The 26,034-nt window shown below is 37.5% G+C and carries 19 protein-coding genes and 1 other RNA gene; 9 read left to right on the top strand and 11 right to left on the bottom strand.

Annotated elements, in window-relative coordinates:
* Positions 1–55: 55 nt before the first annotated feature.
* From ilvC to FS875_RS03325, 3 genes are all read right to left on the bottom strand, one after another.
* Positions 56–1,075, bottom strand: a complete 1,020-nt coding sequence (gene ilvC, locus FS875_RS03335; RefSeq protein ID WP_144753024.1) for a ketol-acid reductoisomerase — start codon at positions 1,073–1,075, stop codon at positions 56–58.
* A gap of 866 nt (positions 1,076–1,941) precedes the next feature.
* Positions 1,942–2,676 (bottom strand): pyridoxine 5'-phosphate synthase, encoded by a 735-nt coding sequence (locus FS875_RS03330; RefSeq protein WP_144753021.1) that lies wholly within the window; start codon positions 2,674–2,676, stop codon positions 1,942–1,944.
* A gap of 83 nt (positions 2,677–2,759) precedes the next feature.
* Positions 2,760–3,881, bottom strand: coding sequence for an ATP-dependent DNA helicase (locus tag FS875_RS03325; RefSeq protein ID WP_144753017.1), 1,122 nt, complete (start codon positions 3,879–3,881; stop codon positions 2,760–2,762).
* A gap of 1,267 nt (positions 3,882–5,148) precedes the next feature.
* Here FS875_RS03325 and FS875_RS03315 point away from each other — a divergent pair.
* Positions 5,149–6,357, top strand: a complete 1,209-nt coding sequence (locus FS875_RS03315; protein ID WP_144753014.1) for an MFS transporter — start codon at positions 5,149–5,151, stop codon at positions 6,355–6,357.
* 448 nt (positions 6,358–6,805) lie between these two features.
* Here the strand turns inward: FS875_RS03315 and FS875_RS03310 are convergent, their stop codons facing one another.
* The 7 genes from FS875_RS03310 to FS875_RS03280 all read right to left on the bottom strand — a co-directional run bounded on the left by FS875_RS03310 (position 6,806) and on the right by FS875_RS03280 (position 15,733).
* Complete coding sequence (locus FS875_RS03310; RefSeq protein WP_144753011.1) at positions 6,806–8,608, bottom strand: acetolactate synthase 3 large subunit; 1,803 nt, start codon at positions 8,606–8,608, stop codon at positions 6,806–6,808.
* A 235-nt stretch (positions 8,609–8,843) separates the two neighbouring features.
* Entirely contained in the window at positions 8,844–9,716 is an 873-nt protein-coding gene (miaA, locus tag FS875_RS03305; protein ID WP_144753008.1) for a tRNA (adenosine(37)-N6)-dimethylallyltransferase MiaA, read from the bottom strand.
* Positions 9,717–10,552: 836 nt separating this feature from the next.
* Positions 10,553–12,079 carry a Do family serine endopeptidase gene (locus tag FS875_RS03300; protein ID WP_144753004.1) on the bottom strand — a complete coding sequence of 509 codons (1,527 nt, stop codon included), beginning with the start codon at positions 12,077–12,079 and terminating at the stop codon, positions 10,553–10,555.
* Positions 12,080–12,229: 150 nt separating this feature from the next.
* Positions 12,230–13,165 carry a protease modulator HflC gene (hflC, locus tag FS875_RS03295; protein WP_144753001.1) on the bottom strand — a complete coding sequence of 312 codons (936 nt, stop codon included), beginning with the start codon at positions 13,163–13,165 and terminating at the stop codon, positions 12,230–12,232.
* Positions 13,166–13,167: 2 nt separating this feature from the next.
* Positions 13,168–14,313, bottom strand: a complete 1,146-nt coding sequence (hflK, locus tag FS875_RS03290; RefSeq protein ID WP_144752998.1) for an FtsH protease activity modulator HflK — start codon at positions 14,311–14,313, stop codon at positions 13,168–13,170.
* A 119-nt stretch (positions 14,314–14,432) separates the two neighbouring features.
* Positions 14,433–14,942, bottom strand: a complete 510-nt coding sequence (locus tag FS875_RS03285; protein ID WP_144752995.1) for a dihydrofolate reductase — start codon at positions 14,940–14,942, stop codon at positions 14,433–14,435.
* A complete protein-coding gene (locus FS875_RS03280) occupies positions 14,939–15,733 on the bottom strand; it encodes a thymidylate synthase (protein WP_144752992.1) in 795 nt (264 codons plus the stop codon). Before FS875_RS03280 ends, FS875_RS03285 begins: the two co-directional genes overlap by 4 nt.
* A 220-nt stretch (positions 15,734–15,953) precedes the next feature.
* Here FS875_RS03280 and FS875_RS03275 point away from each other — a divergent pair, with 220 nt between their 5' ends.
* The 3 genes from FS875_RS03275 (at position 15,954) to FS875_RS03265 (ending at position 21,553) form a co-directional block, all read left to right on the top strand.
* On the top strand, positions 15,954–17,261 hold the full coding sequence (locus FS875_RS03275; RefSeq protein WP_144753046.1) for an MFS family transporter: 1,308 nt from the start codon (positions 15,954–15,956) through the stop codon (positions 17,259–17,261).
* Positions 17,262–18,416: 1,155 nt separating this feature from the next.
* Positions 18,417–19,724, top strand: a complete 1,308-nt coding sequence (locus tag FS875_RS03270) for an MFS family transporter (RefSeq protein WP_144752989.1) — start codon at positions 18,417–18,419, stop codon at positions 19,722–19,724.
* Positions 19,725–20,245: 521 nt separating this feature from the next.
* On the top strand, positions 20,246–21,553 hold the full coding sequence (locus tag FS875_RS03265) for an MFS transporter (protein WP_144752986.1): 1,308 nt from the start codon (positions 20,246–20,248) through the stop codon (positions 21,551–21,553).
* Between the two features lie 67 nt (positions 21,554–21,620).
* Here the strand turns inward: FS875_RS03265 and FS875_RS03260 are convergent, their stop codons facing one another.
* A complete protein-coding gene (locus tag FS875_RS03260) occupies positions 21,621–21,926 on the bottom strand; it encodes a DUF2853 family protein (protein ID WP_144752983.1) in 306 nt (101 codons plus the stop codon).
* 96 nt (positions 21,927–22,022) lie between these two features.
* On the opposite strand from FS875_RS03260, the gene ssrA reads away from it, so the two are divergent.
* From ssrA to FS875_RS03235, 5 genes are all read left to right on the top strand, one after another.
* Positions 22,023–22,379, top strand: a transfer-messenger RNA (tmRNA) gene (ssrA, locus tag FS875_RS03255).
* A gap of 178 nt (positions 22,380–22,557) precedes the next feature.
* A complete protein-coding gene (locus FS875_RS03250; RefSeq protein ID WP_144752980.1) occupies positions 22,558–23,103 on the top strand; it encodes an SspB family protein in 546 nt (181 codons plus the stop codon).
* 8 nt (positions 23,104–23,111) lie between these two features.
* On the top strand, positions 23,112–23,294 hold the full coding sequence (locus tag FS875_RS03245; protein ID WP_144752977.1) for a DUF4169 family protein: 183 nt from the start codon (positions 23,112–23,114) through the stop codon (positions 23,292–23,294).
* 10 nt (positions 23,295–23,304) lie between these two features.
* Complete coding sequence (locus FS875_RS03240; protein ID WP_144752974.1) at positions 23,305–23,556, top strand: ribbon-helix-helix domain-containing protein; 252 nt, start codon at positions 23,305–23,307, stop codon at positions 23,554–23,556.
* A gap of 108 nt (positions 23,557–23,664) precedes the next feature.
* Entirely contained in the window at positions 23,665–26,001 is a 2,337-nt protein-coding gene (locus FS875_RS03235; RefSeq protein ID WP_144752971.1) for an ATP-dependent helicase, read from the top strand.
* Positions 26,002–26,034: the final 33 nt, after the last annotated feature.

The following is a 26,034-nucleotide window of genomic DNA, read 5'->3' as shown; positions in this document are numbered from 1 at the left end:
TTTTTGATATTTGTCTATAAAATTATAACGGTGATAAAATATCTCCGAGGAGACTTCAATTACGTTCTTTATCAACCAAAGCGTTAGATTTTATCCAAGGCATCATAGCACGAAGTTTTTTACCAACTTCTTCAATAGGATGATTATCGTTTAAACGCCGCATACTTTTAAAATGAGCCGCACCTGCCTTATATTCTTGAATCCAATTTGATGTAAATTTACCTGTTTGAATATCTTTCAATATACGTTTCATTTCTGCCCTGGTTTCATCCGTAATCACACGTGGACCAGACATGTATTCACCCCATTCAGCTGTATTAGAAATAGAATAATTCATATTTGCAATGCCCCCTTCATACATGAGATCAACAATCAGTTTAACCTCATGTAAACACTCAAAATAAGCCATTTCTGGTGCATAACCTGCTTGTGTTAGTGTTTCATACCCTGCTCGAATCAGCTCAACAAGACCACCACACAGAACCGCTTGTTCACCAAAAAGATCCGTTTCACACTCTTCTTTAAATGTTGTTTCAATCACCCCAGCACGTCCACCACCAAGTCCACATGCATAAGATAATGCTACACTATGAGCATGCCCCGAAGCATCTTGTGCCACCGCTATTAAGCAAGGAACACCACAACCCCGTTGGTATTCATGACGAACTGTATGCCCTGGACCTTTAGGAGCAATCATCACAATATCAACGGTTTTTTTAGGTTCAATCAAGCCAAAATGAATGCTTAAACCATGGGCAAAAGCAATCGCCGCCCCATCACGTAAATGGCCATGAATATGCTCTTTATAAATATCAGCTTGTAACTCATCTGGTGTTGCCATCATGATGAGATCTGCCCATTTTGCTGCTTCAGCAACACTCACCACTTCAAAACCATCAGCCTTAGCCTTTTTAACTGTTTCCGACCCTGAACGCAAAGCTATTTGCACATTTTGGACGCCGGAATCTTTCAAATTTAAAGCGTGCGCACGCCCTTGAGAACCATAACCAATAATGGCCACTTTTCTTCCTTTAATAAGATTAACATCCGCATCACGATCATAATAAACACGCATAAAAATACTTCCTTCTTTCTCTATTTAAACTGGATTTCAGATTATTTTCATTAAATAAGAAACATTATCTTTAGTGCATTGCACACTCATAAAGATAAAAAATGCTGCTTATAAAAACACAGCAATTGAATAATCTTTTAAAGTTTACATATTGCATAGAAAAACTGTAGCCCCCCAAATATTCCCAAAACATATATGAATCCCCAAATAAACTTCAACTGCTGTCCTACAAAGGCGATACTTACACAAAACAAGATTTCTAAAGAAAATATATCTGCTAAGATTTTATTCTTCTATCGCACAACAAAACGTTATAGCCTAAAAATTAAGATACAACATATAACTTCTAGCATGAACCAAATTAATATGGATAGCAAGAAAAATTACAAAATAACAAGCGTTGTTTTAAGGCAGCCTTCAAAAACATATATATAACAATATCTCTGAAATAACAAAAAATATACATTCCTTTACAACTTTTACTTTTTATATTCTCTAATAGCCTCGCCTGTCACACAAAACAAAAAGCCCAAAATGGAGCACTCTTATGTTATTCACCCACGCATTAAAAAAATATCTCACTATACTCGAGCTCTTTTCAAGAAGTCCTAGCCTAAAATTTGTAAAAGTCTAAGATTTATTAGGCCCTATTTCCTTCCTAAAACGATAAGTTGATATTATCACTCTAGTTTTTTCTCCAAATGTTACAGCAACGCGTATTGCATTGATCTCATTTATAAAAAGAATAGAATATTTATAATACGTGCTAACAGGACTATTTATTTAAACAGATATAAAATTATTTTTTTTTAAGATAAACTGAGCTTTATAAAAATTTCTTTTCCAATTTTATGGAGAGAAAAGGATTAAGATAATAACCGGAGAAAACGCCGAACAGTCTCATGTATTCCATACTCCAACGCATCAGCAATAAGCCCATGGCCAATAGAAACTTCATCAAGCCAGGGAATATTTTTGATCAGAGCAGGAAGATTCATAATCGTTAGATCATGTCCAGCATTCATACCTAACTGTAACTCTTTTGCTTTTTTTGCGGCTAAAACAAGTTTATCGAGCTCTTGATCTTGTTTTATTTTATTCTGAAATGCACCACCATAAGGTCCCGTATAAAATTCTACACGATCAGCCCCTATTGCTTTAGCAATATCAAGACCATCAATAGAAGGATTAGCAAATAGTGATACACGAATTTTTTTTTCCTTTAAACGCTGAATAATAGGGGCTAAAAATTCTGCATTCTGAGCAAAATCCCACCCATGATCAGATGTTGATTGATCTGGATCATCAGGAACAAGAGTGATCTGGTCAGCATAGTTTTCAGCAATACCCAAAAACTGCTCACTTGGATAACCTTCAATATTAAACTCAGCCGTAGGAAAAGTGTTCTTTATTAAACCGTATATATCTGGCAAATCCGCAAAACGAATATGCCTTTCATCGGGGCGCGGATGAACCGTCAAACCTGCCGCTCCAGCAGCAAGCGCTATATGACCAATATTCTTGATACTTGGCCACGGAAGATTACGTCGATTACGCAAAACAGCAACAGCATTAAGATTAACCGAAAGTTTTACTGCCATGCCCATTTCCATTTTCTACAGTGTGTAACAAGATAGAAAAAAGGCGTTTTCTACCTGAAACTTGGATGATACACATATTTTTTCTATCGAACAATCGTTAAACGCTCTGCTGCACGAGTAATGCCCGTATAAAGCCAGCGTGCATACATATCACGAAAGGCAAAACTTTCATCAAACAAAACGACATTATTCCATTGAGAACCTTGCGCTTTATGAACCGTCAAAGCATACCCATAATCAAAATCGTCATATCGCTTTTTTAATGCCCACGAAATTTCCTGGTCAGGGTTTTCAAAGGCTGCTTTTAAAAGTTTAATCTTTGTTACCCCACGCTCACTTTCTTCTGGTTTCACAAGAAGATTAATACTTGGTTTTACTGTCTCCTTCTGTGAAGTCATCACCTTCCATAAAGAGCCATTTAACAAACCTTTAGGAGGATCATTTCGCAAACACACAAGCTTATCTCCAGCTTGTGGATAATCTGCTGTAAATCCCTTTAACATACGCAAACGCTGATTATAAAGGTGGCGAGTACGATTAATCCCGACCAAGACCTGATCCGCATCCAAAACCAATTGTTGATTAACCTCTTTACGTGTCACAACGCGCGCTTCTCCATAGTCACCATAAGCAATATCGCGTCCTTCACGCACGTCCATAGCAAGCCGGATAATCGGATTATCTCTCGCTTGCCGATGAATTTCTGAGAGAAGAAAATCTGGCTCACTATTAGAAAAAAATCCTCCTCCTGAGATAGGAGGCAATTGACCTGGATCACCAAGAACAAGAATTGGCGTTCTAAAGCTCATTAAATCACGCGCTAATTGTTCATCAACCATTGAGCACTCATCAACAATAATGAGTTTAGCTTGTGCAGCAGCACTTCTTCGATTTAATGTAAATGTTGGAGCAATAGACTTTTTTCCCGTAATTTCATCAGAAACTTCTTCTTCTCCACGCGGACAATAAATTAGCGAATGAATCGTACAAGCATTGCTTGCACCTTTAGAACGCAAAACCTGCGCTGCCTTGCCCGTAAAAGCAGCAAACTGGACAGAACCATCAACGGTCTCTGCAAAATAGCGCGCAAGCGTCGTCTTACCCGTTCCCGCATAGCCAAAAAGACGAAAAAGTGGAGAACGCCCTTCCCTCAACCATGCAGCAACAGCTTTCAATGCATTATCTTGTTCCAACGAAAATTGCATAATTTATCAAAATAAGATTCGTATAAAAAGAGCAAGTATTTTGCCAACAAAACCACTCTCAAGAAAAAGTTTATCATTTAAGAATTTTTGATCTCAAGCCATCTCACTCCTGTCACGGAACAATCATTATAGCAATGGCTCATCTTGCAAACACTTCAATAATTTAAATTTATATCCAAGCGAAATTTGCACTAACCTCCCACCACCTCCCCGTGAGGCAAAATATCCTTTCCTACAGCAGATAGACAAACAAATGAATGAAAGACACACAATAAATGGAAACAGCCTATACATTTCTGCTACCTCATCTTGAGAACTAAAGAGGATGGCTAAAAAAAACTTTTAATATATAGAATTGCAAATTCTTCATGACAAAACATTCCCCTTATACAAGATATGAAAAGTATAATCTCATGGATTCTATTCCATACTTTACGCCATCAATCAGCTCCCTTACCCATAAAAACAAAACGCGCATATCACAATGAAAATAAATTGAATATAATCAATAAAGCTGTCAAAGCTTTTTGAAAAGGAGATTAAAAAATTTAATAACAGTTTCTTAATCCTATCGAAGACCGCAAAAAACTTCTAACACTCTCCCTCGCATCACAACTTTCAACATATGCGTGTTTCAAGTATGCATGACACTCAAATCAAAGAAATATGGCAGCACACACCCTTACAATAATCCAACAAATGATTGTACATACTTTAAAAGAAACTAAAAAATAAGGAGAAGAATTAAGAGAAATCATTCAATTAGATGATCTATTGAGCATGAAACCTCATGCTATTTTTGTCACACAGCGCGTTCAACTTTGATTGAAAAAGGAACGATAGAAAAAATATCAAGTTTGGAAAGTTCTACTGACTTTGCGCGGGATGTTTATGACAGCAATCCAATATATGAGAGCAAACTATTGTAATCAGAGAGAGTTTCTTTGCGCACCGCATCTAGGCTATGTGACTAGAGAAAACTTTGAGAATTATACTGAAAAAGCTTGCCAAAATATATATAGTGTCTTTTATGAAGAGCACTTAATGCCGACTAGCCAATGTTTGTAAAATTTATTCTTTATCGCTAACATATCAAATTTGCACGACACATCATAGCTTATTTCCTGAAATTAAGCGTATTTCTTAGCTTTCATATGAAGAGCAACATATTGACAGATTTTTATGTAATCAGCATAAAATACCTCATTTATTGTTGCAATCCTTATTCAAAAAGGCTACGAAGGCCCTTTATTTGGAGGGGGACATAGTGAGCAATAATAAATTTATAGAAAAAAGTTATTATCGATGGATTATATTGTTTGTTGCCACTATCGCTCAAGCATCAGCTTGCTTCTTTATTCAAGGAATTGGTCCTTTAGCTGAATTTTTTAAGAGGGATTTCTCGCTGAGTGACTCTCAAATAGGTTTGCTGTCTTCAGCGGCACAGTTCCTACCTATTATTGGGTTACTTATAGCTGGCGAATTACTCGATAAGTTTAACGAGCGCTATATTGTTGGCGTTGGCGCAATCGGCGTTTCTGTTGCTCTTTTGTTGGGAGCAATCGCAGATAACTATATTTCCCTTTTGGTTTGTTTGCTCATTGTAGGGGGATTTTATAGTTCTGCTCAACCCGGTGGTGCTAAATCTGTTTCTTCATGGTTTCCACAATCACAACGCGGATTTGCAATGGGAATAAGGCAAGCAGGGCTACCATTAGGTGGTGCATTAGCCGGGATAGTTCTTCCTGCTAGTGCGCTTGTCTATGGCATACAAGGTGCATTTTTGGTCGGTGCCATCGTTTCTTTTTTAGGTGGATGTATTTTTATTATTTTTTATCACTCACCAACAAAAGATATCACTATCGTTCCAGAAAAAAGGGGAAGAATTTCGTTTTATGAAAATGTAAGCTCTCGTCTTGCAATGCTGGCTGCGCCGCATATGAAGAATATTATTTTTTCAGGCGTTTCACTTGTGATCGTCCAATACGTTTTAACTATTTTTATAAGTATTTATTTTTATAGAATCTATCACCTGTCTCTAGATAAAAGTGCTTATTTGTTTTTTGTTTCACAAGCTTCTGGTGCCTTAGGAAGAGTTATTTTAGCAGCGTGGAGTGATCATTGTAGAAAAGGACGATTTTTTCCTGTCTTGTTTTGCATGATTGCAGTCGTTTTTGGGCTTTTAATATTAATTTTGGGCATGAGTGGATCCATAATTTATTTAACTCTTTTATCTGCTTGGTTAGGTTTTTTTGGAATGGGATGGTATGGCCCTTGGGTTGCTTACATTGTAGACTCTTCACCGAAAGAAAGCGTTGGCTTTTCTCTAGGGTTAGCGATGTCTGTAAATCAAATCGCAATTATGACTGCTCCACCATTATTTGGATTAATCCAAGATTTTACAGACACTTATTTACTAACATGGTTGATTTTAATTTTTATGACTGTTTTTTCACTTTTCTTAATAAAAAAGTAGACAAATATAATTGGGGAAGAAATTATAACGATAAATGAAAATACTTGAGAGTTGAGCAATAGCGAAAGAGACAAGCTTTGGAAAACTTTAGATCAATATTATTTATAATCCATACGGTGGGTATTGAATATTCGGTTGAGCTAAAAAAATGTATTATCTAAAAAATGCAACAAAATAGCTATGAATGTGAAGATATGAATTAAAAAAACAAACAGCGCGTACCAATAAATTCAAATATCATTAGGCACACGACTTACAACATTTTTTAGATGAACAAATAATCATACACTCCATGTCTTTAAATAAAGCCCCATGTCTTTAAATAAAAAATGAAAATCATAAAATGATCTCTAAGGACAATACAAACACTCCACAAAGAAGAGACAGAGATGAAGACTCCAAAGAGTTCATCATCTCTTTCCTTCACTATTTTGCTAACATATTCATTTTATACAAGAATTTTTCCCGCAGAAGAAACAGCATTTGCAACAGTTTCCTCACTTGCTTCATCGGGTAATAACATCTCATTATGAGCACATCCCGATGGGATCATAGGAAAACAGTTTTCTAAATGATAAACACGACAATCAAAAAGAACAGGCTTATCACAATCAATCATCTGCTGAATTTTATCATCAAGTTCATCGGGTTTTGAACAATAAATTCCCACCGCTCCATAAGCTTGTGCCAATTTCACAAAGTCAGGCATAGATTCTGTATAAGAATGAGAAAGACGATTACCATGCAGCAATTGCTGCCACTGGCGAACCATTCCCATGTACTGATTATTTAAAATAAAAATTTTTACAGGTGTGTCATGTTGAATAGCTGTTGCAAGTTCTTGAATATTCATCTGAATGGAAGCATCACCAGAGATACAAACAACAAGTGCATCAGGATGGGCTATTTGAACACCAATTGCCGCAGGAAGACCATACCCCATCGTTCCAAGACCACCAGAAGTCATCCAATGTTTTGGTTCATCAAAATGATAATACTGCGCTGCCCACATCTGATGCTGTCCGACATCCGTTGTAATATAAGCACGAGAATCTTTGGTCAGTGCATAAAGTCGTTCAAGAGCATATTGAGGCATGATAACATCTTTTTTTTCCATATATGCCAATGAATTACGCGCTCTCCAGCGATTAATTTGCGTCCACCATATTTTTCGACTTTCTTGATCAAACTTTGATTTCTGCTCATGCAAATGTTGCATTATATCTGCCAAAACATGCCCCACATCACCAATAAGTGGAACTTCTGCTTTGACAATTTTATTGATTGAAGAAGGATCAATATCAATATGAATAATACGTGCATGAGGTGCAAATGCATCAAGGCGCCCCGTGATACGATCATCAAACCGTGCTCCAACAGCCAACATGACATCACAATCATGCATAGCCATATTAGCCTCATAGGTTCCATGCATTCCCAGCATTCCCAGCCAATTTTTATGAGAAGCAGGATACGCACCAAGTCCCATTAAGGTTGAAGTAATGGGAAAATCTCCCCATTGAACCAAATTACGCAAAAGCCGGATAGCCTCCTCCCCCGATGAAATAACACCACCACCAGAATAAATAACAGGGCGTTTTGCCTCAACTAAAAGAGAAACAGCAGTTGCAATAGCCTCACGATTATTCCCTTTCAACGGTAGAGAAGAATGCAAAGCCTCTTGAACTTGAGGCGCTCTATAAAATCCTGAAGCAAATTGAACATCCTTGGGAATATCAATCAAAACCGGTCCTGGGCGTCCCGAACGCGCAAGAGAAAAAGCTTCATGAATAATATTCGCAAGATCATTGACATCTTTAACCAACCAATTACGCTTCGTACAAGGCTTTGTAATTCCAACTGTATCAGCCTCTTGAAAAGCATTTGTTCCAATTAGCGTTGTCGCTACCTGACCAGAAAAACAAACAAGAGGGATAGAATCCATGAGTGCATCTTGCAAAGGTGTCACAGCATTCGTTGCCCCTGGACCAGAAGTCACAAGCATAACGCCGACCTTTCCAGTGCTGCGTGCATAGCCTTCAGCGGCATGTCCCGCAGCTTGCTCATGACGCACCAAAATATGCTGGAGTGTATCTTGATGATAAAGAACGTCAAAAATAGGAAGAACAGCCCCACCAGGATAACCAAAAATATGTGTAACCCCTTGATCTATAAGAGCCTGAATCACTATTTCAGCCCCCGACATTACTTTTCCATCTGTACTCTCTTGCTGTCTTGGATTATTTATCATTTTTCCCACTCACCTACTTGATAGGACAATAAAAAAAGCCCCTAACGGAGCCCATAAAAAAAGACTCTCAAGGAGCCCTCTACACAACACATATTGTATGATCTCCCCCTTTATTCCAACGCATAAAGTATATAAAAAAACTCTTTATAAAGAAATTTTTAATTCCATTGACCCCATTCGTCAATAAAAAATTAATATTTTCTCAAAATTTCTTCTTAAAGCTCCAGTTCTTTCATCAAGAACTAAGCCTCCATTCTTCATCAAATTGATGACGAAACCATGTCATTTGTCTTTTTGCATATCTCCTTGTTTGTGTTTTCACCGCTTCCAGAGCATTTTCAAAGCTTCTATATCCATCTAAATAAGCCATAAATTCAGGTATACCAATCGCTTTCATCGCTGGTAACGAAGGAGAAAGCATCAGTTTCTTTATGGCCATCACCTCTTCTAAAGCCCCTCTTTCAATCATAGAGTCCAAGCGTTTATGAATACGTTCATAAAGCAAAGAGCGGGGTGGCATGAGAAGAATTTTTTTAGCACAATGGGACGCAATAAGAGGTGTTGTTTTTTGCTTCTGCCACCAACTGAGCTTTTCACCGGTTGCCTCATAAACTTCCAAAGCACGAACAATACGCTGTCCATCTTGCGAAGAAATCTTTTCAGCAACAACAGCATCAATCTGTAACAACTGGCGATAAAGACTTGCAACACCCTCTTTATCAAGCAGCAAACGCCATTTTTGCCGCACAATATCTGGAACATGAGGGATTTGCGAAATCCCCTCTAAAAGAGCACGAAAATAAAGTCCTGTTCCACCAACAAAAATAATGGATCTCGATGTAAAGGTAACCAACAACTTCTCAACATCAGACAACCATTGTCCTACCGAATAGTTCACTGCAGGATTCACATGACCATACAAATAATGTGGAACAATCGCAGTATCAGTCGCCCTCGGCCGAGCTGTTAAAATATTGAGAACATCATAAACCTGCATGGAATCCGTATTAATAATGAGAGCATTTTTTTCTTGGGCCATTTGCAAAGCAAGTTTTGATTTTCCACTCGCCGTGGGTCCTGCTATCAATGTAATTGTTCTCTGTGTCATGAAGAGCAATTCCTACTAATCAGAAACTTATTGCAACGTGCATAACTACCTGCAAAGACCCTGTATTTTTCTCCATTATCATAAAGTAAAAACTTTACAAAAATACGAATAAGACTTCACCTTCAAGATAAAGAAAACTTGTATGAAAATTATAAAAGAAAAAAATGGATCTAATAACAACATCAAAGGAATTTTCCAAGAATCTTTGCTATCATACTTCAATAATAAACCCTGGTCATAATTATTCTGTCCATCAGAGCATTAAAAATAGGCTCTTCGTTCTCATTTATGAAAATAATACTAAGCTAAATCTATACAATCAAACAGATTTATTTTTCCTATAACAACAGCATATTGCTCTGACTTATAATAAGAGACTCTGAAACTTTCTTTTTTATCACTACTTTTTTTCATTTATCATGAAGATAAGATGTAAAATGCTCTCTACAGTACAAAAGGTATCATTACAAAATGAAAATCTCCCTCGGTAAAACATTACTTATAATAGTAATTGAGCATTTCGCAATTTACCTGCAAGCTTCATAAGATTAATTTATTTTGCTTCCTTTCTCATAAGGCATAAGATCATTCACCTGCGCAATCCAAAGATATAAAAATCACTTAAAAAAAAGACAGTAAACAATTGCTAACTTATACTTTTATTCAGCGCAAAAATGGAGCCATCCAATGGACTTTATGTCATACAATCCATACGCTCCATCATGAAATGAGCTTAAAAATACTAGATAGATGTTACACTGAGCCACCTAAATACCTATATATTAAGGCTAATAAAAACAAAAAACGAATTCTTCAAACATCAATCCTATAAGGCATCAATCCATTGGGATCGTTACGAACCGTAACTCTCCATCTGGACGTGCTACGATGAAGAGAGCATTTTTGCGTCCAGCTTCACGTAATTTATGAAAACGCTTTTTAGCCTCATCAATTGTTGTAATAGCACTCTGATTGATATCAACAATCACTTCACCAACGCGAATACGCTTTTTATCCGCAGCACTATTTTGTGTAACAGATGTCACCACGAGTCCTCGAAGTTTATCTGAAATTGAATAACGATGACGCAAATCCTCTGTCAATTCAGATAACGTCATGCCCATCAATTGCATTGTCACACTTTTCGGCAGATCATTATTTTCTTTATCCTCGACTTCTTCTTCTGTATCTTCATTGTCATCGGTCTCAATCAAACGTCCAAGCTTAACTTTTACGGTTTTTTCTTGTCCATTCCGTAAAATAGTAACATCCACAACTCTCCCTTCTGCACTCTCCGCGACTAAACGGGGTAAATCATGTGCATGCTTAATTTTGGCATTCCCAAAAGACAGAATAACATCTCCTGTTTGCAACTGGCTATTATCGACATTGTTTTTTTCCGTCTGTTCTATTTTACCAGCCACCAACGCTCCTACAGCATTTTCCAGCTTCAAACTTTTTGCAATACCTTCTGTCACCGGCTGAATACGAATAGCCAGCCAACCACGTCTTATTTCTCCAAAGTCACGCAATTGATTAATAATAGAAAGGGCCATATCTGATGGAATAGCAAACCCAATACCAATCGATCCTCCAGAAGGAGAAACAATGGCTGTATTAATGCCAATGACTTCACCATTTCTATCAAATAACGGACCACCAGAATTACCTCGATTAATCGCTGCATCTGTTTGAATAAAATTATCATAAGGACCAGCATTAAGATCACGGTTACGTGCAGAAATAATACCAACCGTTACACTCCCCCCAAAACCATAAGGGTTACCAATCGCCATAACCCAATCACCAATACGTGCTTTTTCTGAATCACCAAAACGCACAGCTTTTAATTTTTTACTTCCCGCATCCACTTGAAGCAACGCCAAATCCGTTTTGCTATCCTTGCCAAGGAGCTTCGCCTTAAGTTTTGCACCATCCGTAAAATTCACTTCAATATCATCAGCATCAACGATAACATGATAATTTGTAACAATAAGCCCTTTTTGTGCATCAATTACAAAACCAGATCCCAAAGAACGCACCTTTTGAAATTGACTATTTTTTTCCCCCTCTTTAGGTGTAAAAAAATCATTAAAATATTCTTCTAGTAATGAATCTTTTGGAATAACGGGTATCGAAGTATTTTCATCCTGTTCTGTTCCTTCAACAGTCTGTGCCGTAGAAATATTCACAACCGTCTCCAAAAGCTCAGAAGCTAAATCAGGAACGGAAGGCAATGTTTTATTTGTCTCTGCACTCCAAGACAAACGCATGGATCCTGATAAAAACAAAAGCACACAAAAAATAACTCTTGTGATAAAAGACTTCAAAAATATATTTCTACTCACAATACTTCTACCCATGGCATGCCTTTAAACCAAAGCTGTAAAGAGCCTTACTTAATACTTATTATGCAAAATCAGTATGGCTTAACATTCTCTTACATTCATCATAAAAACAAGGAGCTCATAGAGGATACTGCTCATATAAGTACCCTCCATACACTGTTTCATCTATTCCCCGCTGGACTTTGAATCAGTTTTATTCAAATTAGGACTCATTGTTGATGAAAGTTTTTTCTTTGCTTGCGGAGAATTTCGAAAATAAAAAAAGAAATCCTCATTTGGTGAAATTACCATCGGTATTCTCTCTAAATTTTTATACTGCTCCATCGCTAACCAAAAATCGTAAAAAGATGGATTAGCTTCTCGCGCTTTGAGTAAAATGCGAATACTTTCAGCCTGTCCTTCACCACGGGTAATTTCAGCATCACGTTTTGCAGCCGCCACAATTTCTTCATATTCACGATTTGCCTCTGCGACAATACGGTCTCGTTCTTGTTGACCACGAGCGCGAATATTTTCCGCAACGGCTTCCCGCTCCGCAGCCATTTGCCGATAAACATCTTCTGAAACAGCATCAGTTAAATCGGTTTTTCGAATACGCACATCAACAATCTTAATACCCAGCGAACCAGCATCTATAGAAAATTGCCTTTGAACCTCAGCCATCATCGCACCTCGTTCATCCGATAAGGCTGCTTTAAATTCTCGCTTACCATAAACAGCTCGCAAGGCATCAATAAAGCGTGGTGCGAGATTTTCACGCGCTGCAATTTGCGGGCGCCCTGAAGCAATACGCTGTAAAAATAATTTAGGATCGGTAATACGATAAATGAAGAACGCATCCACCTCATAATAAGCCCCCCCACGAACTTGCACAGATTGTGTAGGAACATCGTAACGCAGCAGTCGATTATCCACCACAATCATCTTATCCACAAAAGGTATTTTCACATAAATTCCAGGATTAGATTCTACCTTAACAATCTGTCCAAAACGCTTAATAGCAACTTGTTGACGAGGATAGACAACAAAAAATGACATCCACAATATAATCAAAAAAATTATTATAGTACTAAAAACAAACAAAAAACGAGATTGCTGCATGATTAACGTCCTCCAGAAATCTGAGTGTCCAAGAGCGATGTAGAACGTGCTGATTTTATTTTTGCTTTTTCTGATAAATTATGACGCAGCAATTCATTCAAAGGAAGATAAGGCACCGCAGGAGAATTAATTTGATCGAGAACCAATTTATTGGGTGAAGAAAAAATACGCCCCATCGTCTCCATATAAAGACGATACCGTGCAGCCTCTGGTGAAATTGCAGCTTCACGAGCTATAGCCTGAAAACGTTCAGCACGCCCTGTTGCCTCTTCAATCATTTGTGCTTTTTCACCTTTTGCGATTTCCCGTGTCCGTGAAGCTTCACCATTTGCTAAACCAATCTTCGTAAAACGCACACGATTCCCTTCTTCAATCATTCGTCCACGTTCCTGCTCAGCCTGCTGAACAGAATTAAACGCCGCAGCAACTTTGGTAGGAGGAGCAGCTTCACTGATCGATACACGACTTATTTCAACCCCAAGTTGATACTTATCGACAGTCAACTGAGTAATCTTTCTCACATCGTTAGCAACTTCTTCTTTTTTATCGCGTAAAACATCATCAACAGGTCTTGAGCCAATGACTTCCCGCATTGCACTTTCGGCGACCTGACGAACAGTTCCCTCTTGATCATTTACATTGAATAAAAATTGTCCTGGATGTGAAATGCGATAGTAAACGGAAAAATTGACATTCACAATATTTTGATCACTCGACAGCATCAAACCTTCACTCTGTTGTCTCTGTCCAGGCTGTCCACCAATTGCAATTGTTTTTTCCGTTAAAGGTACTTTCATATAAGTTTCAATTGGCCAAAAATGAAAATGCAAACCATCACCGATAATTTCTTCTTTAGGAACACCGAAACGCAATTCTACTGCTTGCTCATTTTGTTGGACAATATAAAGTGACTGATAGAGAAAGAAACACACAGCAAGAAGAAGGAACAAAATAAAAACGCCCCCCCGACTAAATTGTTTAAAATGATCCTGCCCTTTACGCAAAATATCATCGAGATTGGGACCATTTCCGCCACCATTATTGCCACCAGAACCAAAAAGATTCTTAGCCGATGTCTTTTTGTCACCACTGTTCTTATTTTTATCGCCACTCCATGGGCCACCACCATTTTGATTTGTCCAGGGCATTATCACCTCTTTAACTGACTACCATTCATTCAAATACCGATCCTTCACTTAAAGCCTATAGGTTTTTTCTTATCTCAATTACGCAACAGATAAACCCTTTCCACTTCATATCACAAAAATTATTTCCGCTCATAAACAACAAAACGTGTTGGATGACTATCTTTATCCCCTTTGGGGATATCTTGTGTTTGCACGATAGTCCACTTTTCTTTATCAAAAATAGGAAAAAAACTATCACCTTCTATAGAAGCTAAAACTTCTGTAAGAAATATTTTATCAGCAAGTCCAAACCCTTGTTTAAAAATTTCACCCCCACCAATAATAAAAATTTCCTCTACATCATTTTGAGAAGCGGCATTTGTTGCAAGAGAACAAGCCTGTGATAAAGAATGCGCAACAATCGCCCCTTCAGCACTAAAAGTACAATCGCGCGTAATGACGATATTTGTGCGCTTTGGTAAAGGTCTCCCGATAGAATCCCAAGTTTTTCGCCCCATTATAATAGGCTTACCCAATGTCAGCGCCTTAAAGCGTTGCAAATCTGTTGATAAATGCCAAGGCATTGTACCTTTACAACCAATAACGCCATTTTCTGCAACAGCAGCAATTAAACAAATGGAAATCTTCATATTGCTACCGGGGCTTTAATATGGGGGTGTGCTTCATAATTAAGCAATTCAAAATCCTCAAATTTAAAAGAAAAAAGATCTGTTACCGCTGGATTTATACGCATACATGGCAAAGCATTTGGTATACGAGACAATTGATATTTTGCCTGTTCAAAATGATTAGAATAAAGATGAGCGTCCCCCAACGTATGAATAAAATCTCCAACTTTAAGGCCACTGACTTGCGCAATCATCATCGTTAACAATGCATAGGACGCAATATTAAATGGAACTCCTAAGAAAATATCTGCCGAACGCTGGTAAAGCTGACAGGATAATTTACCCTCAGCAATGTAAAATTGAAAGAAACAATGACAAGGCGGAAGAGCCATTTCTTCTATCAAGGCGGGGTTCCATGCTGATACAATGAGACGACGAGAATGAGGCGTCTCCTTAATCATAGTCAATAGATTACTGATTTGATCAATATGACGCCCATCAGGAGCTGGCCAAGAACGCCACTGATACCCATAAACAGGACCAAGATCTCCTTGTTTATCAGCCCATTCGTCCCAAATAGATACACCGTTCTCTTTCAACCATGCGATATTTGTATCGCCTTTAAGAAACCACAAAAGCTCATAAATAATTGAACGCAAGTGTAATTTCTTTGTCGTCAACAATGGAAATCCTACTTGTAAATCAAAGCGCATCTGATATCCAAAAATAGATCGCGTTCCAACACCCGTTCGATCTGTGCGATCAATGCCCTGATTTAAGACGTGAGATAAAAGACTAAGATATGACTTCATGGAGTTATTATGTCCGATTCTTTTCATTATAGAAAATAAAAACTATAAAATCTGTATAAACATAATTCAAATCTTTTTCCAAAAACATCTTACACAAGAAATTATCATGATCTGACTAAAATTTTGATGCAAAAAATAAAATACTATAGACAGCTTCTAAGAAAATAACATAGAGGGATAATGAACAAAGATGGATGAACGTAAAATGAAGGGATTGACTATGGAAAAACAAGAATCTTTAGCACCACATGATACAAGAAAACGTGTTCTTTCGATTATATCGAGTGCATCAGGAAATCTGGTGGAATGGTATGATTTTTATGTTTATTCTTTTACATCTATTTATTTTGCCTCACAGTTTTTTCCCTCCAATGGAGATGTTGTTACTGAACTTTTAAAATCTTCCTTCGTCTTTTTTATAGGTTTCCTTATGCGTCCAATTGGCGGTTGGCTCTTTGGGTTCATTGCGGATCGTTATGGACGTAAACGCTCTTTGCTGATTTCCGTTTTTATGATGTGTGGTGGTTCATTTCTCATCGCTCTTCTTCCTACATATGAAACGATTGGAGCAGTAGCACCAATTCTTCTCATTTTACTCCGCATGCTTCAAGGTCTCTCAGTCGGTGGTGAATACGGAACAACAGCGACTTATATGAGTGAAGTTGCTCTTAAAAAACGTCGTGGTTTCTTTAGCTCATTTCAATATGCCACGCTCATTGGAGGTCAACTCCTTGCAAGTTTGGTTATGTTTATTCTCGCCCTTTATCTCTCTGAAGATCAATTAAAATCATGGGGCTGGCGTATTCCTTTCGCGATTGGTGGATGTGGCGCAATTGTCGCGATTTATCTGCGTCGTTCACTTCACGAAACAACCACTAAAGAAAGCCGTTCTAAAAAACAAGCTGGGAGTCTTAAAGAACTTCTACGCAATCACACAAAAGCATTCCTTTTAGTTATCGGTTTTACAGCGGGAGGATCGCTCACATTTTATACCTGTACGACTTATATGCAAAAATATCTGATAACAACAACTGGATTTGATAAACATACTGCGACAACAATAATGACTGCCGCACTATTTGTTTTCATGCTACTCCAACCCCTCTTTGGTTCTCTTGCAGATAAAATTGGCACAAAAGCTTCACTGCTTATTTGGAGTTCCTTATCTATCATCTTTACAATTCCTGCACTTAAAATTATTGGAAGTACTAATAATATGTGGATTGCTCTCTCCATTATTATTGGCATGCTTTGTATTATGAGCTTTTATACGTCCGTCTCTGGTATCGTAAAAGCGGAAATGTTTCCTGCTTCAATCCGAGCAATGGGGGTTGGTCTCTCTTATGCTATTGCTAACGCACTATTTGGTGGTTCTGCTGAAGCTGTGGCGCTTGAATTTAAAAAAATCGGCTATGAATCTATATTTCATTTTTACATAGCAGGCATGATGATTATTGCCTTCATCGCAATTCTCTTAATGCCAGATGCTCGCAAAAAAGGATATTTACAAGGAGATGATATTGATTAACTTTTGATCCTAACAAAAAAGCCCAGAATACTGGGCTTTTTTGTATTGTTATACGGAAATTAAAGCTTAAAATTTTTTATTTTTATCCCTCTGAACACGCTAAAGAAGAAACTTTCTCTCTTCCCGCATAGGGCACTTATAAAAATAAGCGATAGCTCTGCATTGTTATAAAGAGATGATTCTTTGGCTGAGTTTCATTTGCTGAAGACAAAAAGACATTTGATTTATTTTCACACTTCTATTCCTTAATCCAAAATCAAAGCCCAAAAACTATCCTACAAGAAGTTTTATCAATAATAAAAATGACATATTGTCTTACACTTTTGTTTAATACGTTCTTTTATGGCTCCCTACATGCAAAACAAAGCCCCATAAAAATAGAAAATACCCCTTATGTTATGAACTTCCGTACTTTTTTAAGATACATTGCCATTCTCAAATAGACTCAAGTCCATTTCACGATAGCGCCTATAACGAGCATGACAGTAAAGCTTTCTGAAAAAATAAAATTGCACAATACATTGATTTATAACGATATATCTACCATCTTTCAACTTGAATTAGTTCATCAAGAGATTTTTACCCACACACCAATCTCACATGTAATAGCCAATAACGCCATTTTACAACACAGCATCAAACCTATAAGCTAGAAAATCTCCATATCCTTAAAAACACTCTCATATGCAAATAACTCACAATGAAACAAAAAATTTCTTAAAAGACCCTAAAAACACACATTTACACAATAGACTATAAGCTCACAGCAGCATTAATCGCTCTAGAAAATCTTACAACGAAAGTTCTAAACTTTAAATGTGCAAGTTCATTCTTTTACCATCGTAAGTTTTTAATCTCTATAAAAGAATGTAATCATGAAATAAAAGACGATTTAGTGATTAAAAATAAGTATAAATTAAGTAATAACTCTTACTGCAATTTAATTAAAATTTATTTTATTATTTATTGATAATATAAAAGTTATTTATGTTGTCTAAATTTCAAAGAAAATCTTTTTTAAAAGACTAAAAATATAATAAATCAACTTAAATATTTTTCTAAGAAATTATCATGATACAATTTCATTTTTATGCTATACATCATGTAACAACTTTTACGAGCAGAAAAGTTATCAATCTAAAAGGGGAACATTTCATGAATAACCAAACAACTTTAAATCCACATGATACAAGGAAACGTATTTTTGCTATCATATCCAGTGCCTCAGGAAATCTGGTAGAATGGTACGACTTTTATGCTTACTCCTTTGCATCGGTTTATTTTGCATCACAATTTTTTCCTAAAGATAATGATAACGTTACACAACTATTAAAAACTGCAGGAATATTTTTTATTGGCTTTCTTATGCGCCCTATTGGGGCATGGCTCTTTGGTTTCATTGCGGACCGCTATGGACGCAAACGTTCAATGCTGATTTCTGTTTTTATGATGTGCGGGGGATCTTTTCTCATTGCTATACTTCCCACTTACGAAACCTTGGGAATAACAGCAGCATTCCTGCTGCTTTTAATCCGCATGTTTCAAGGGCTCTCCGTCGGTGGTGAATATGGTACAACAGCAACTTATATGAGTGAGGTTGCTCTTAAAAAGCATCGCGGATTCTTTGCATCTTTCCAATATGCCACACTCATTACGGGACAGCTTCTTGCGAGTTTCATTATCTTTATTCTAGCACTTTATTTCACTGAAGATCAGTTAAAAGCATGGGGCTGGCGTATTCCTTTTATCATTGGTGGCTTTGGAGCAATGGTTGCGATATATCTGCGCAGTTCGCTCCATGAAACAACTACAGAAGAAAGCCGCTCGACACAACATGCTGGAAGTATTAGAGAACTTTTACGCAATCATACAACAGCTTTCTTTTTGGTTATTGGCTTTACAGCGGGAGGATCGCTCACATTTTATACATATACCACTTACATGCAAAAATATCTGATCACCACCACCGGCTTCGATAAACACACTGCGACGACAATAATGACTGCCGCACTCTTTATTTTTGTGTTACTCCAACCCCTCGTTGGTTCTCTAGCCGATAAAATTGGCACAAAGATTTTGCTTATTAGCTGGAGTGCCTTATCCATTATCTGCACAATTCCTGTCCTTAAAATGATTGGCAATGCTCACAATGCGTGGGCTGCACTATTAATCATTATCGGAATGCTGTGTATTATGAGTCTCTACACCTCCATTGCTGGTATCATAAAAGCAGAATTATTTCCTGCTTCAATCCGAGCAATCGGTGTTGGACTTGCTTTTGCCATTGGAAATGCACTGTTTGGAGGCTCTGCGGAATATGTAGCGCTTGGATTAAAAAATATGGGATACGAATCTGTTTTCTTTTTTTACATAATTGGTATGATGATTATTGCCCTCATCTCAATTCTTTTAATGCCAGATATAGACAAGGGGGGATATCTGAAAGATGATGAGATCCATTAAATTTTTACACACAATAAAAAGCCCAAATCCTTGGGCTTTTTATGAATATGATAACGTCTTAAAAAACAGACATAAAACAATTCATTTTCGACCGTTTACCATACAGGAAAAACTTTTATGCTTCTTGCGCAAGGTGGGGAATCTATAAATCTATCTTATTGAGATTTTTCAAAGATCTTTAATCACGAAGCGACAAAATCATAAAAAATTACACAACTTTTTGCACTGTTCAAATATCCTATAGGAAATTCTTAAACCCGTTATTTAACCATTCTTTTTACCAACATTTCATCCCGCTTAAATCTCCTATTCAATGCCCCCTTCCCCTTACATACACTGTGATGCACTTTATCCTACAACAGCAATAATGCCCTCAAAAGGCTCACACCTGTATACAAACAGACTCTCTTAAATAGCTTTCATAAAAAATTACTATGATATAATTAGATTTTAGTGATACAAATTATAAAACAAACTTAATAATAAAAAAATAAATTATAAATCTAAAAGGGGAACATTTCATGAAAAATGAAACAATTTCAGCATCACAGGATGCAAGAAAACGTATTTTTGCTATTATAGCAAGCGCATCAGGAAATCTCGTAGAATGGTATGATTTTTACGTTTATTCATTTGCATCAATTTATTTTGCCTCACAATTTTTTCCTTCAGATGGTGATACGATTACGCCCCTGTTAAAAACTGCAGGTGTCTTTTTTATTGGTTTTCTTATGCGCCCTATTGGAGCTTGGTTTTTAGGATTTATCGCCGATCGTTATGGACGTAAATTCTCAATGCTTGTCTCCATTTTTATGATGTGTGGAGGCTCTTTTTTCATTGCCATACTTCCCACCTATAAAACTTTGGGAATAACATCAGCAATCCTTTTACTTTTAGCTCGGATGATGCAAGGACTTTCAGCAGGTGGCGAATATGGGACAGCAGCCACTTATATAAGCGAAGTTTCCCTCAAAAAACATCGTGGGCTTTTTGCTTCTTTCCAATCTGGCACCCTTATTACAGGTCAACTTCTCGCCAGTTTTACTATATTTATTTTAGCAATTTATCTCACTGAAGATCAGTTAAAAGCATGGGGATGGCGTATTCCTTTTGTGATTGGTGGATGTGGAGCAATCATTGCAATTTATCTGCGCCGTTCACTTCACGAAACAACCACAAAAGAAAGCCGCTCTCAAAAACACTCTGGGAGTCTTAAGGAACTTCTCACCAAACATACAAAAGCCGTAGTCGTGATTGCTTGCTTTGCATCGGGAGGATCGCTCACATTTTATACCTTTACGACTTATATGCAGAAATATCTGATTACAACCACCGGCTTTGATAAACATACCGCAACAACGATTATGACAGCTGTACTGTTTATTTTCATCCTGTTTCAACCCATAGCAGGGATCATAGCCGATAAAATTGGAACAAAAACTTTACTCATCATTTGGAGTATACTCTCTGCGCTCTTTACATTTCCTGGACTTTGGATCATCGGTAATACCCATAGTATATGGGTTGCCTTATCTGTCATTATTGGCTTGCTCTTCATTATGAGCATGTATACATCCATCTCTGGTGTCGTAAAATCAGCCATGTTCCCCTCTTCCATACGTGCATTAGGCGTTAGCATCTCTCATGCTATTGGCAATGCCTTATTTGGTGGTTCTGCTGAATACGTCGCGTTTGGATTAAAAAAAGCTGGACATGAATCACTCTTTTATTTTTACATAACCATCGTGATGATCATGGCTTTCATTGCGCTTCTCTTTGTCCCAAGTATGCGTAAAGGAGGATACCTCCAAGAGGATGAAAAACGTTAACGCCTTTTATAAACAAAAAAGCCCAAAAAATTGGGCTTTTTTATCAGTATCATAAACTTAATATTGTTTAAATTTTATCAAGTGCATTGAGTTGCTTAGCGACTAAATAATAAAAAGTTACACGACTTTTTCTACGCTCTCCAGCCATCATCTGAGCAACCTTTGAAACAGCCATTTTAGCACTCTGCTCATCAGCTTCTAAAACATCTTGAACCCATTTTTCAACACGTTCTAACTCTTTTGGATCCGATGTTGCAACAAGCGCTGCATCCTGCTTTTTCATCACCAAAGCTAAACGATGGCTAAGTCGTTCGACTGCTGCTGCATCAGGGTTTGAATCATATACTTTAATATCTGCTAGATTATTTGTCATTTTGCATCATCTCCTCTTCAAAAATGAGCAGCTATACTTTTATAGCCGCATCATATAGCTCCATAAATAATTAGAGGATTAAAAATATTAACAACCCCCCTTTTCCTAAGGCTGTTCTTCATCTATATTTAGAGAGCTGGCTTTCCAGCTATGGTAATAAATGGACGGTGAAATAAACCTATTGGACCCGGGGGCGGTACCCGGCGCCTCCACCAAAATATAAACAACCCAAATTATATTTTGGTGGGGGCGAAATAGGATCGACAAGGGTGTAAAGATCGCTCTTTTACTCGGCATTGTACCACCGTTATCGGGCTAAATGAGTAGTTGCAAATGACAACTATGCGGAAGCACGTCTCGCCGCTTAAGGTGGTGTGAATGTTTCAAATTGACTCTTAAACCGTCGCAGGTTTAAGCGGGGTTGGAAGGCACCTGGCAACAGAAGCCTTCACTTTTTAAAATGTTATTGATTGATCTTTCAGACATTATCAGACATTATTTTTTATGTTTTTTGATTCAATGAGGTATCTTGTAGACAAAATACTGCTAACTTTTAAATACATTCTATTACACAATATCAACACATCAATACGGCTCATTCTGCTACGTGAAATAAAAGGAATAAACTTCGATGGTTAAAGATCAAATCCGTTACGATATTCTCGTTCAGGATGCGCTTCGTGGAGTTATCCGTAAAGTTTTATCGGAAGTTGCTAAAGCAGGACTTCCGGGCAATCATCATTTTTTTATAACTTTTTTTACAAATGCCCCAGGCGTTAAAATTTCTCCTCGGCTAAAAAATCGCTATCCTGAGCAAATGACGATTGTCCTGCAGCATCAGTTTAGAGATCTCAGTGTTTCAGAAACAGCCTTTGAAGTAACCCTCTCTTTCAGAGAAATTACCGAAAAACTCGTAATTCCTTTTACTTCCATTCAAGTTTTTTACGATCCTGTAGCAACATTTGAAGCAGCATTTGATCTGCCCTCAAAACTTCCCTCTGTAGAAAGTGAGATTTCAGAAAATATCCCATCTACGCCCCTCACTCCACCAAACAAACAGAAAAAAGACAATATGCTCACAAAAGAACAAAATCTCAGTACCGATAAAGAACCTTCAAATAACGATACAAAACAAAGTGCTGATGTTGTCTCTTTAGATTCTTTTCGGAAAAAATAATTTTTCTCATGACTGAACTGATAAATCTTCGACAATTTCGAAAGCAAAAAAAGCGTGTAGAAAAAGCTCTTCATGCCGAAGAAAATCGTTATCGTTTTGGACGAACAAAAACTGAAAAACTTTTCGAGCAACAAAAATCTTTCAAAACACAAAAATTTCTTGATCAAAATCGTTTACGAAACGATGAGTAAAGGGGAAAAAATGAACGAAAGTGTTTCTATTGATTGGTCAAAAGTCATTCCGCAAAAGATATCTGTTCGCGTTGATGGACACGCAACCAGCGTCTCTTTAGAACCGCCATTTTTAGATATTCTCAAAGATATAGCCCGCAAAAAGGGACAATCTTTAGCTTTTATTATCACTGATATTGATAGCCAAAGACCACAACAAGTCAATCTTTCAGCCTCGTTGCGCGTTTACGCCCTTCAAAGTATTCTTACTCAACGTCTTTAATACTTGCTTTTAACATCTCTCATTCCATTTAAGACTGTTGTAGCTTTTATAAAGAAAAGTTTTTTAAACCTAGCACTTTAATGAAAAAAAGATTACAAAAAAGGTATAATGAATAATTTTTCCGATCACATACCTTTCTTTGAAGAGGATGCTCCCCCAACCCATGATGAAAAAGACTCTGGGATTTCTTCCTATGTTCTAAAGGAAAAAAAATCACATAACACAGACTATTTAGAACAGCTCAATCCAGAACAGCAACAAGCTGTTATGAATACTGAAGGGCCTCTTTTAGTTCTTGCAGGTGCAGGCACTGGAAAAACACGCGTCTTAACAACCCGCATTTCTCATATTCTGCGCTCTGGATTGGCCTCTCCTCAACAAATACTTGCTGTCACTTTCACCAACAAAGCAGCCCGAGAAATGAAAACACGTATTGGTGAACTTATTGGTGAAGTTGTTGAAGGCATGCCTTGGCTTGGAACTTTTCATTCTACTGGTGCTAAAATTTTACGCCGTCACGCAGAACTTGTTGATTTAAAAAGAAACTTTACAATTCTTGATAGCGATGATGTTCTTCGACTTTTAAAACAACTTATTCAAGCTGAAGGATTAGACGACAAGCGTTGGCCCGCGCGAAATCTTGCCATGATGATTGATTCTTGGAAAAATCAAGGACTTTCACCAGAACATATCTCAAAAAGTGATGCGCATTCCTTTGGCAATGGCATGGGACGCGATCTTTATCACAGTTACCAAAATCGATTAAAAGATCTTAATGCTTGTGATTTTGGCGATCTTCTGCTTCATTCTATCTCTATCTTCCAACACAATCCAGATATTCTTCGCGAATATCATTCTCAATTTCGCTATATTCTTGTCGATGAATATCAAGATACAAATACAGCACAATATCTTTGGCTCCGCCTTTTAGCACAACATCCTCAAGGTCAAAATGTTAATCTTTGTTGTGTTGGCGATGATGACCAATCCATTTATGGATGGCGTGGTGCAAAAGTCGAAAACATATTACGGTTTGGAAAAGATTTTCCTTCTGCCCAAATTATTCGTCTAGAACGCAATTATCGCTCAACATCTCATATTCTTAAAGCTGCTTCTCATCTAATTGCTCATAATGAAGAAAGGCTGGGTAAAGTTCTTTTTTCTGCTCACATAAAGAGTGAGGAAGAAAAAGTAAAAATTCATTCAGCATGGGATTCAGCAGAAGAGGCGCGGGCCATTGGAGAAGAAATCGAACGCGCTCAACAAGCCGGTCATGCCTTAAATCATATGGCTATCTTGGTACGCGCATCATTTCAAATGCGTGAATTTGAAGATCGCTTTGTAACACTTGGTCTTAATTATCGCGTCATTGGTGGTCCGCGTTTTTATGAACGAATGGAAATACGTGATGCCATGGCTTATTTACGTGTTGTTGTCCAACCCGCTGATGATTTAGCTTTTGAGCGTATTATCAATACACCAAAACGTAGCATAGGCGATGCAACCTTGCGCATTCTTTATGAAAGTGCACGCGCACGTGCTGTTTCTCTCTTTTCTGCGGCCGCTGACATCATTGAAACAGACGAGCTAAAACCTAAGGCACGCAGTGCTTTACGAAACCTTATTGAAAATTTCCGCCGCTGGCAAAATATGCTGCAAGACACCCCCCACAGAGAGCTTGCTGAGATCGTCCTTGACGATTCTGGTTATACAACCATGTGGTTAGAAGATCGCTCACCAGAAGCGCCCACACGACTAGAGAATCTTAAGGAAATGATCCGTTCCATGGAACAATTTGAAAATCTTCAAAGCTTTTTAGAACATGTTGCACTGGTGATGGAAACGGAAAATAATGAAAACATGGATGCCGTCAACATCATGACACTTCATTCCGCTAAAGGGCTTGAATTTGAAACAGTTTTTCTTCCAGGCTGGGAAGAAGGGCTCTTTCCTCATCAGCGCTCATTAGATGAAGGTGGACGTTCAGGATTAGAAGAAGAACGACGTCTTGCTTATGTGGGGCTTACAAGAGCAAAAAAACATTTACATATATGGTTTGTATCCAACCGAAGAGTTCACGGACTTTGGCAATCTGCTCTTCCCTCCCGCTTTCTAGATGAATTACCAGCAGAACATATAGAAGCCATAGCCATGGAAACATCTTATGGTGGTTATGGAAAATCCTCGTTTCCGCATCATGATTCCTTTTATAATGACTATGTAACACCAAAACAAAAGCACACACAAAAATACAAAAATATTGAAGGAAAAATTATCGCTCAATCAATCTCTCACGCACCATCAAACTTTTCTATCAATGATCGAATTTTTCATATAAAATTTGGTTATGGCCGTATTACAGCGATAGACGATCATAAATTGACAATAATGTTTGAAAAAGCTGGAGAAAAGCGTGTACTGGATAATTTTGTCGATAAAGCTTAACGAAAGAAAACCATAATCCGTTTTATCAAAGGA

The organism is Bartonella saheliensis (assembly GCF_902162175.1).
This window is presented reverse-complemented; position numbering and strand designations above follow the sequence as displayed.

What these genes read in the sequence shown, in the direction of transcription:
- FS875_RS03285 (WP_144752995.1), bottom strand. Translation starts at nt 14,942, where the DNA reads ATGAAGATTTCCATTTGTTTAATTGCTGCTGTTGCAGAAAATGGCGTT.
- FS875_RS03270 (WP_144752989.1), top strand. Translation starts at nt 18,417, where the DNA reads ATGAATAACCAAACAACTTTAAATCCACATGATACAAGGAAACGTATT.
- FS875_RS03280 (WP_144752992.1), bottom strand. Translation starts at nt 15,733, where the DNA reads ATGAAGTCATATCTTAGTCTTTTATCTCACGTCTTAAATCAGGGCATT.
- FS875_RS03250 (WP_144752980.1), top strand. Translation starts at nt 22,558, where the DNA reads ATGGTTAAAGATCAAATCCGTTACGATATTCTCGTTCAGGATGCGCTT.
- hflC (WP_144753001.1), bottom strand. Translation starts at nt 13,165, where the DNA reads ATGCAGCAATCTCGTTTTTTGTTTGTTTTTAGTACTATAATAATTTTT.
- FS875_RS03310 (WP_144753011.1), bottom strand. Translation starts at nt 8,608, where the DNA reads ATGATAAATAATCCAAGACAGCAAGAGAGTACAGATGGAAAAGTAATG.
- FS875_RS03260 (WP_144752983.1), bottom strand. Translation starts at nt 21,926, where the DNA reads ATGACAAATAATCTAGCAGATATTAAAGTATATGATTCAAACCCTGAT.
- FS875_RS03245 (WP_144752977.1), top strand. Translation starts at nt 23,112, where the DNA reads ATGACTGAACTGATAAATCTTCGACAATTTCGAAAGCAAAAAAAGCGT.
- FS875_RS03235 (WP_144752971.1), top strand. Translation starts at nt 23,665, where the DNA reads ATGAATAATTTTTCCGATCACATACCTTTCTTTGAAGAGGATGCTCCC.
- FS875_RS03330 (WP_144753021.1), bottom strand. Translation starts at nt 2,676, where the DNA reads ATGGCAGTAAAACTTTCGGTTAATCTTAATGCTGTTGCTGTTTTGCGT.
- hflK (WP_144752998.1), bottom strand. Translation starts at nt 14,313, where the DNA reads ATGCCCTGGACAAATCAAAATGGTGGTGGCCCATGGAGTGGCGATAAA.
- FS875_RS03325 (WP_144753017.1), bottom strand. Translation starts at nt 3,881, where the DNA reads ATGCAATTTTCGTTGGAACAAGATAATGCATTGAAAGCTGTTGCTGCA.
- FS875_RS03240 (WP_144752974.1), top strand. Translation starts at nt 23,305, where the DNA reads ATGAACGAAAGTGTTTCTATTGATTGGTCAAAAGTCATTCCGCAAAAG.
- ilvC (WP_144753024.1), bottom strand. Translation starts at nt 1,075, where the DNA reads ATGCGTGTTTATTATGATCGTGATGCGGATGTTAATCTTATTAAAGGA.
- FS875_RS03275 (WP_144753046.1), top strand. Translation starts at nt 15,954, where the DNA reads ATGGAAAAACAAGAATCTTTAGCACCACATGATACAAGAAAACGTGTT.
- FS875_RS03300 (WP_144753004.1), bottom strand. Translation starts at nt 12,079, where the DNA reads ATGGGTAGAAGTATTGTGAGTAGAAATATATTTTTGAAGTCTTTTATC.
- FS875_RS03265 (WP_144752986.1), top strand. Translation starts at nt 20,246, where the DNA reads ATGAAAAATGAAACAATTTCAGCATCACAGGATGCAAGAAAACGTATT.
- miaA (WP_144753008.1), bottom strand. Translation starts at nt 9,716, where the DNA reads ATGACACAGAGAACAATTACATTGATAGCAGGACCCACGGCGAGTGGA.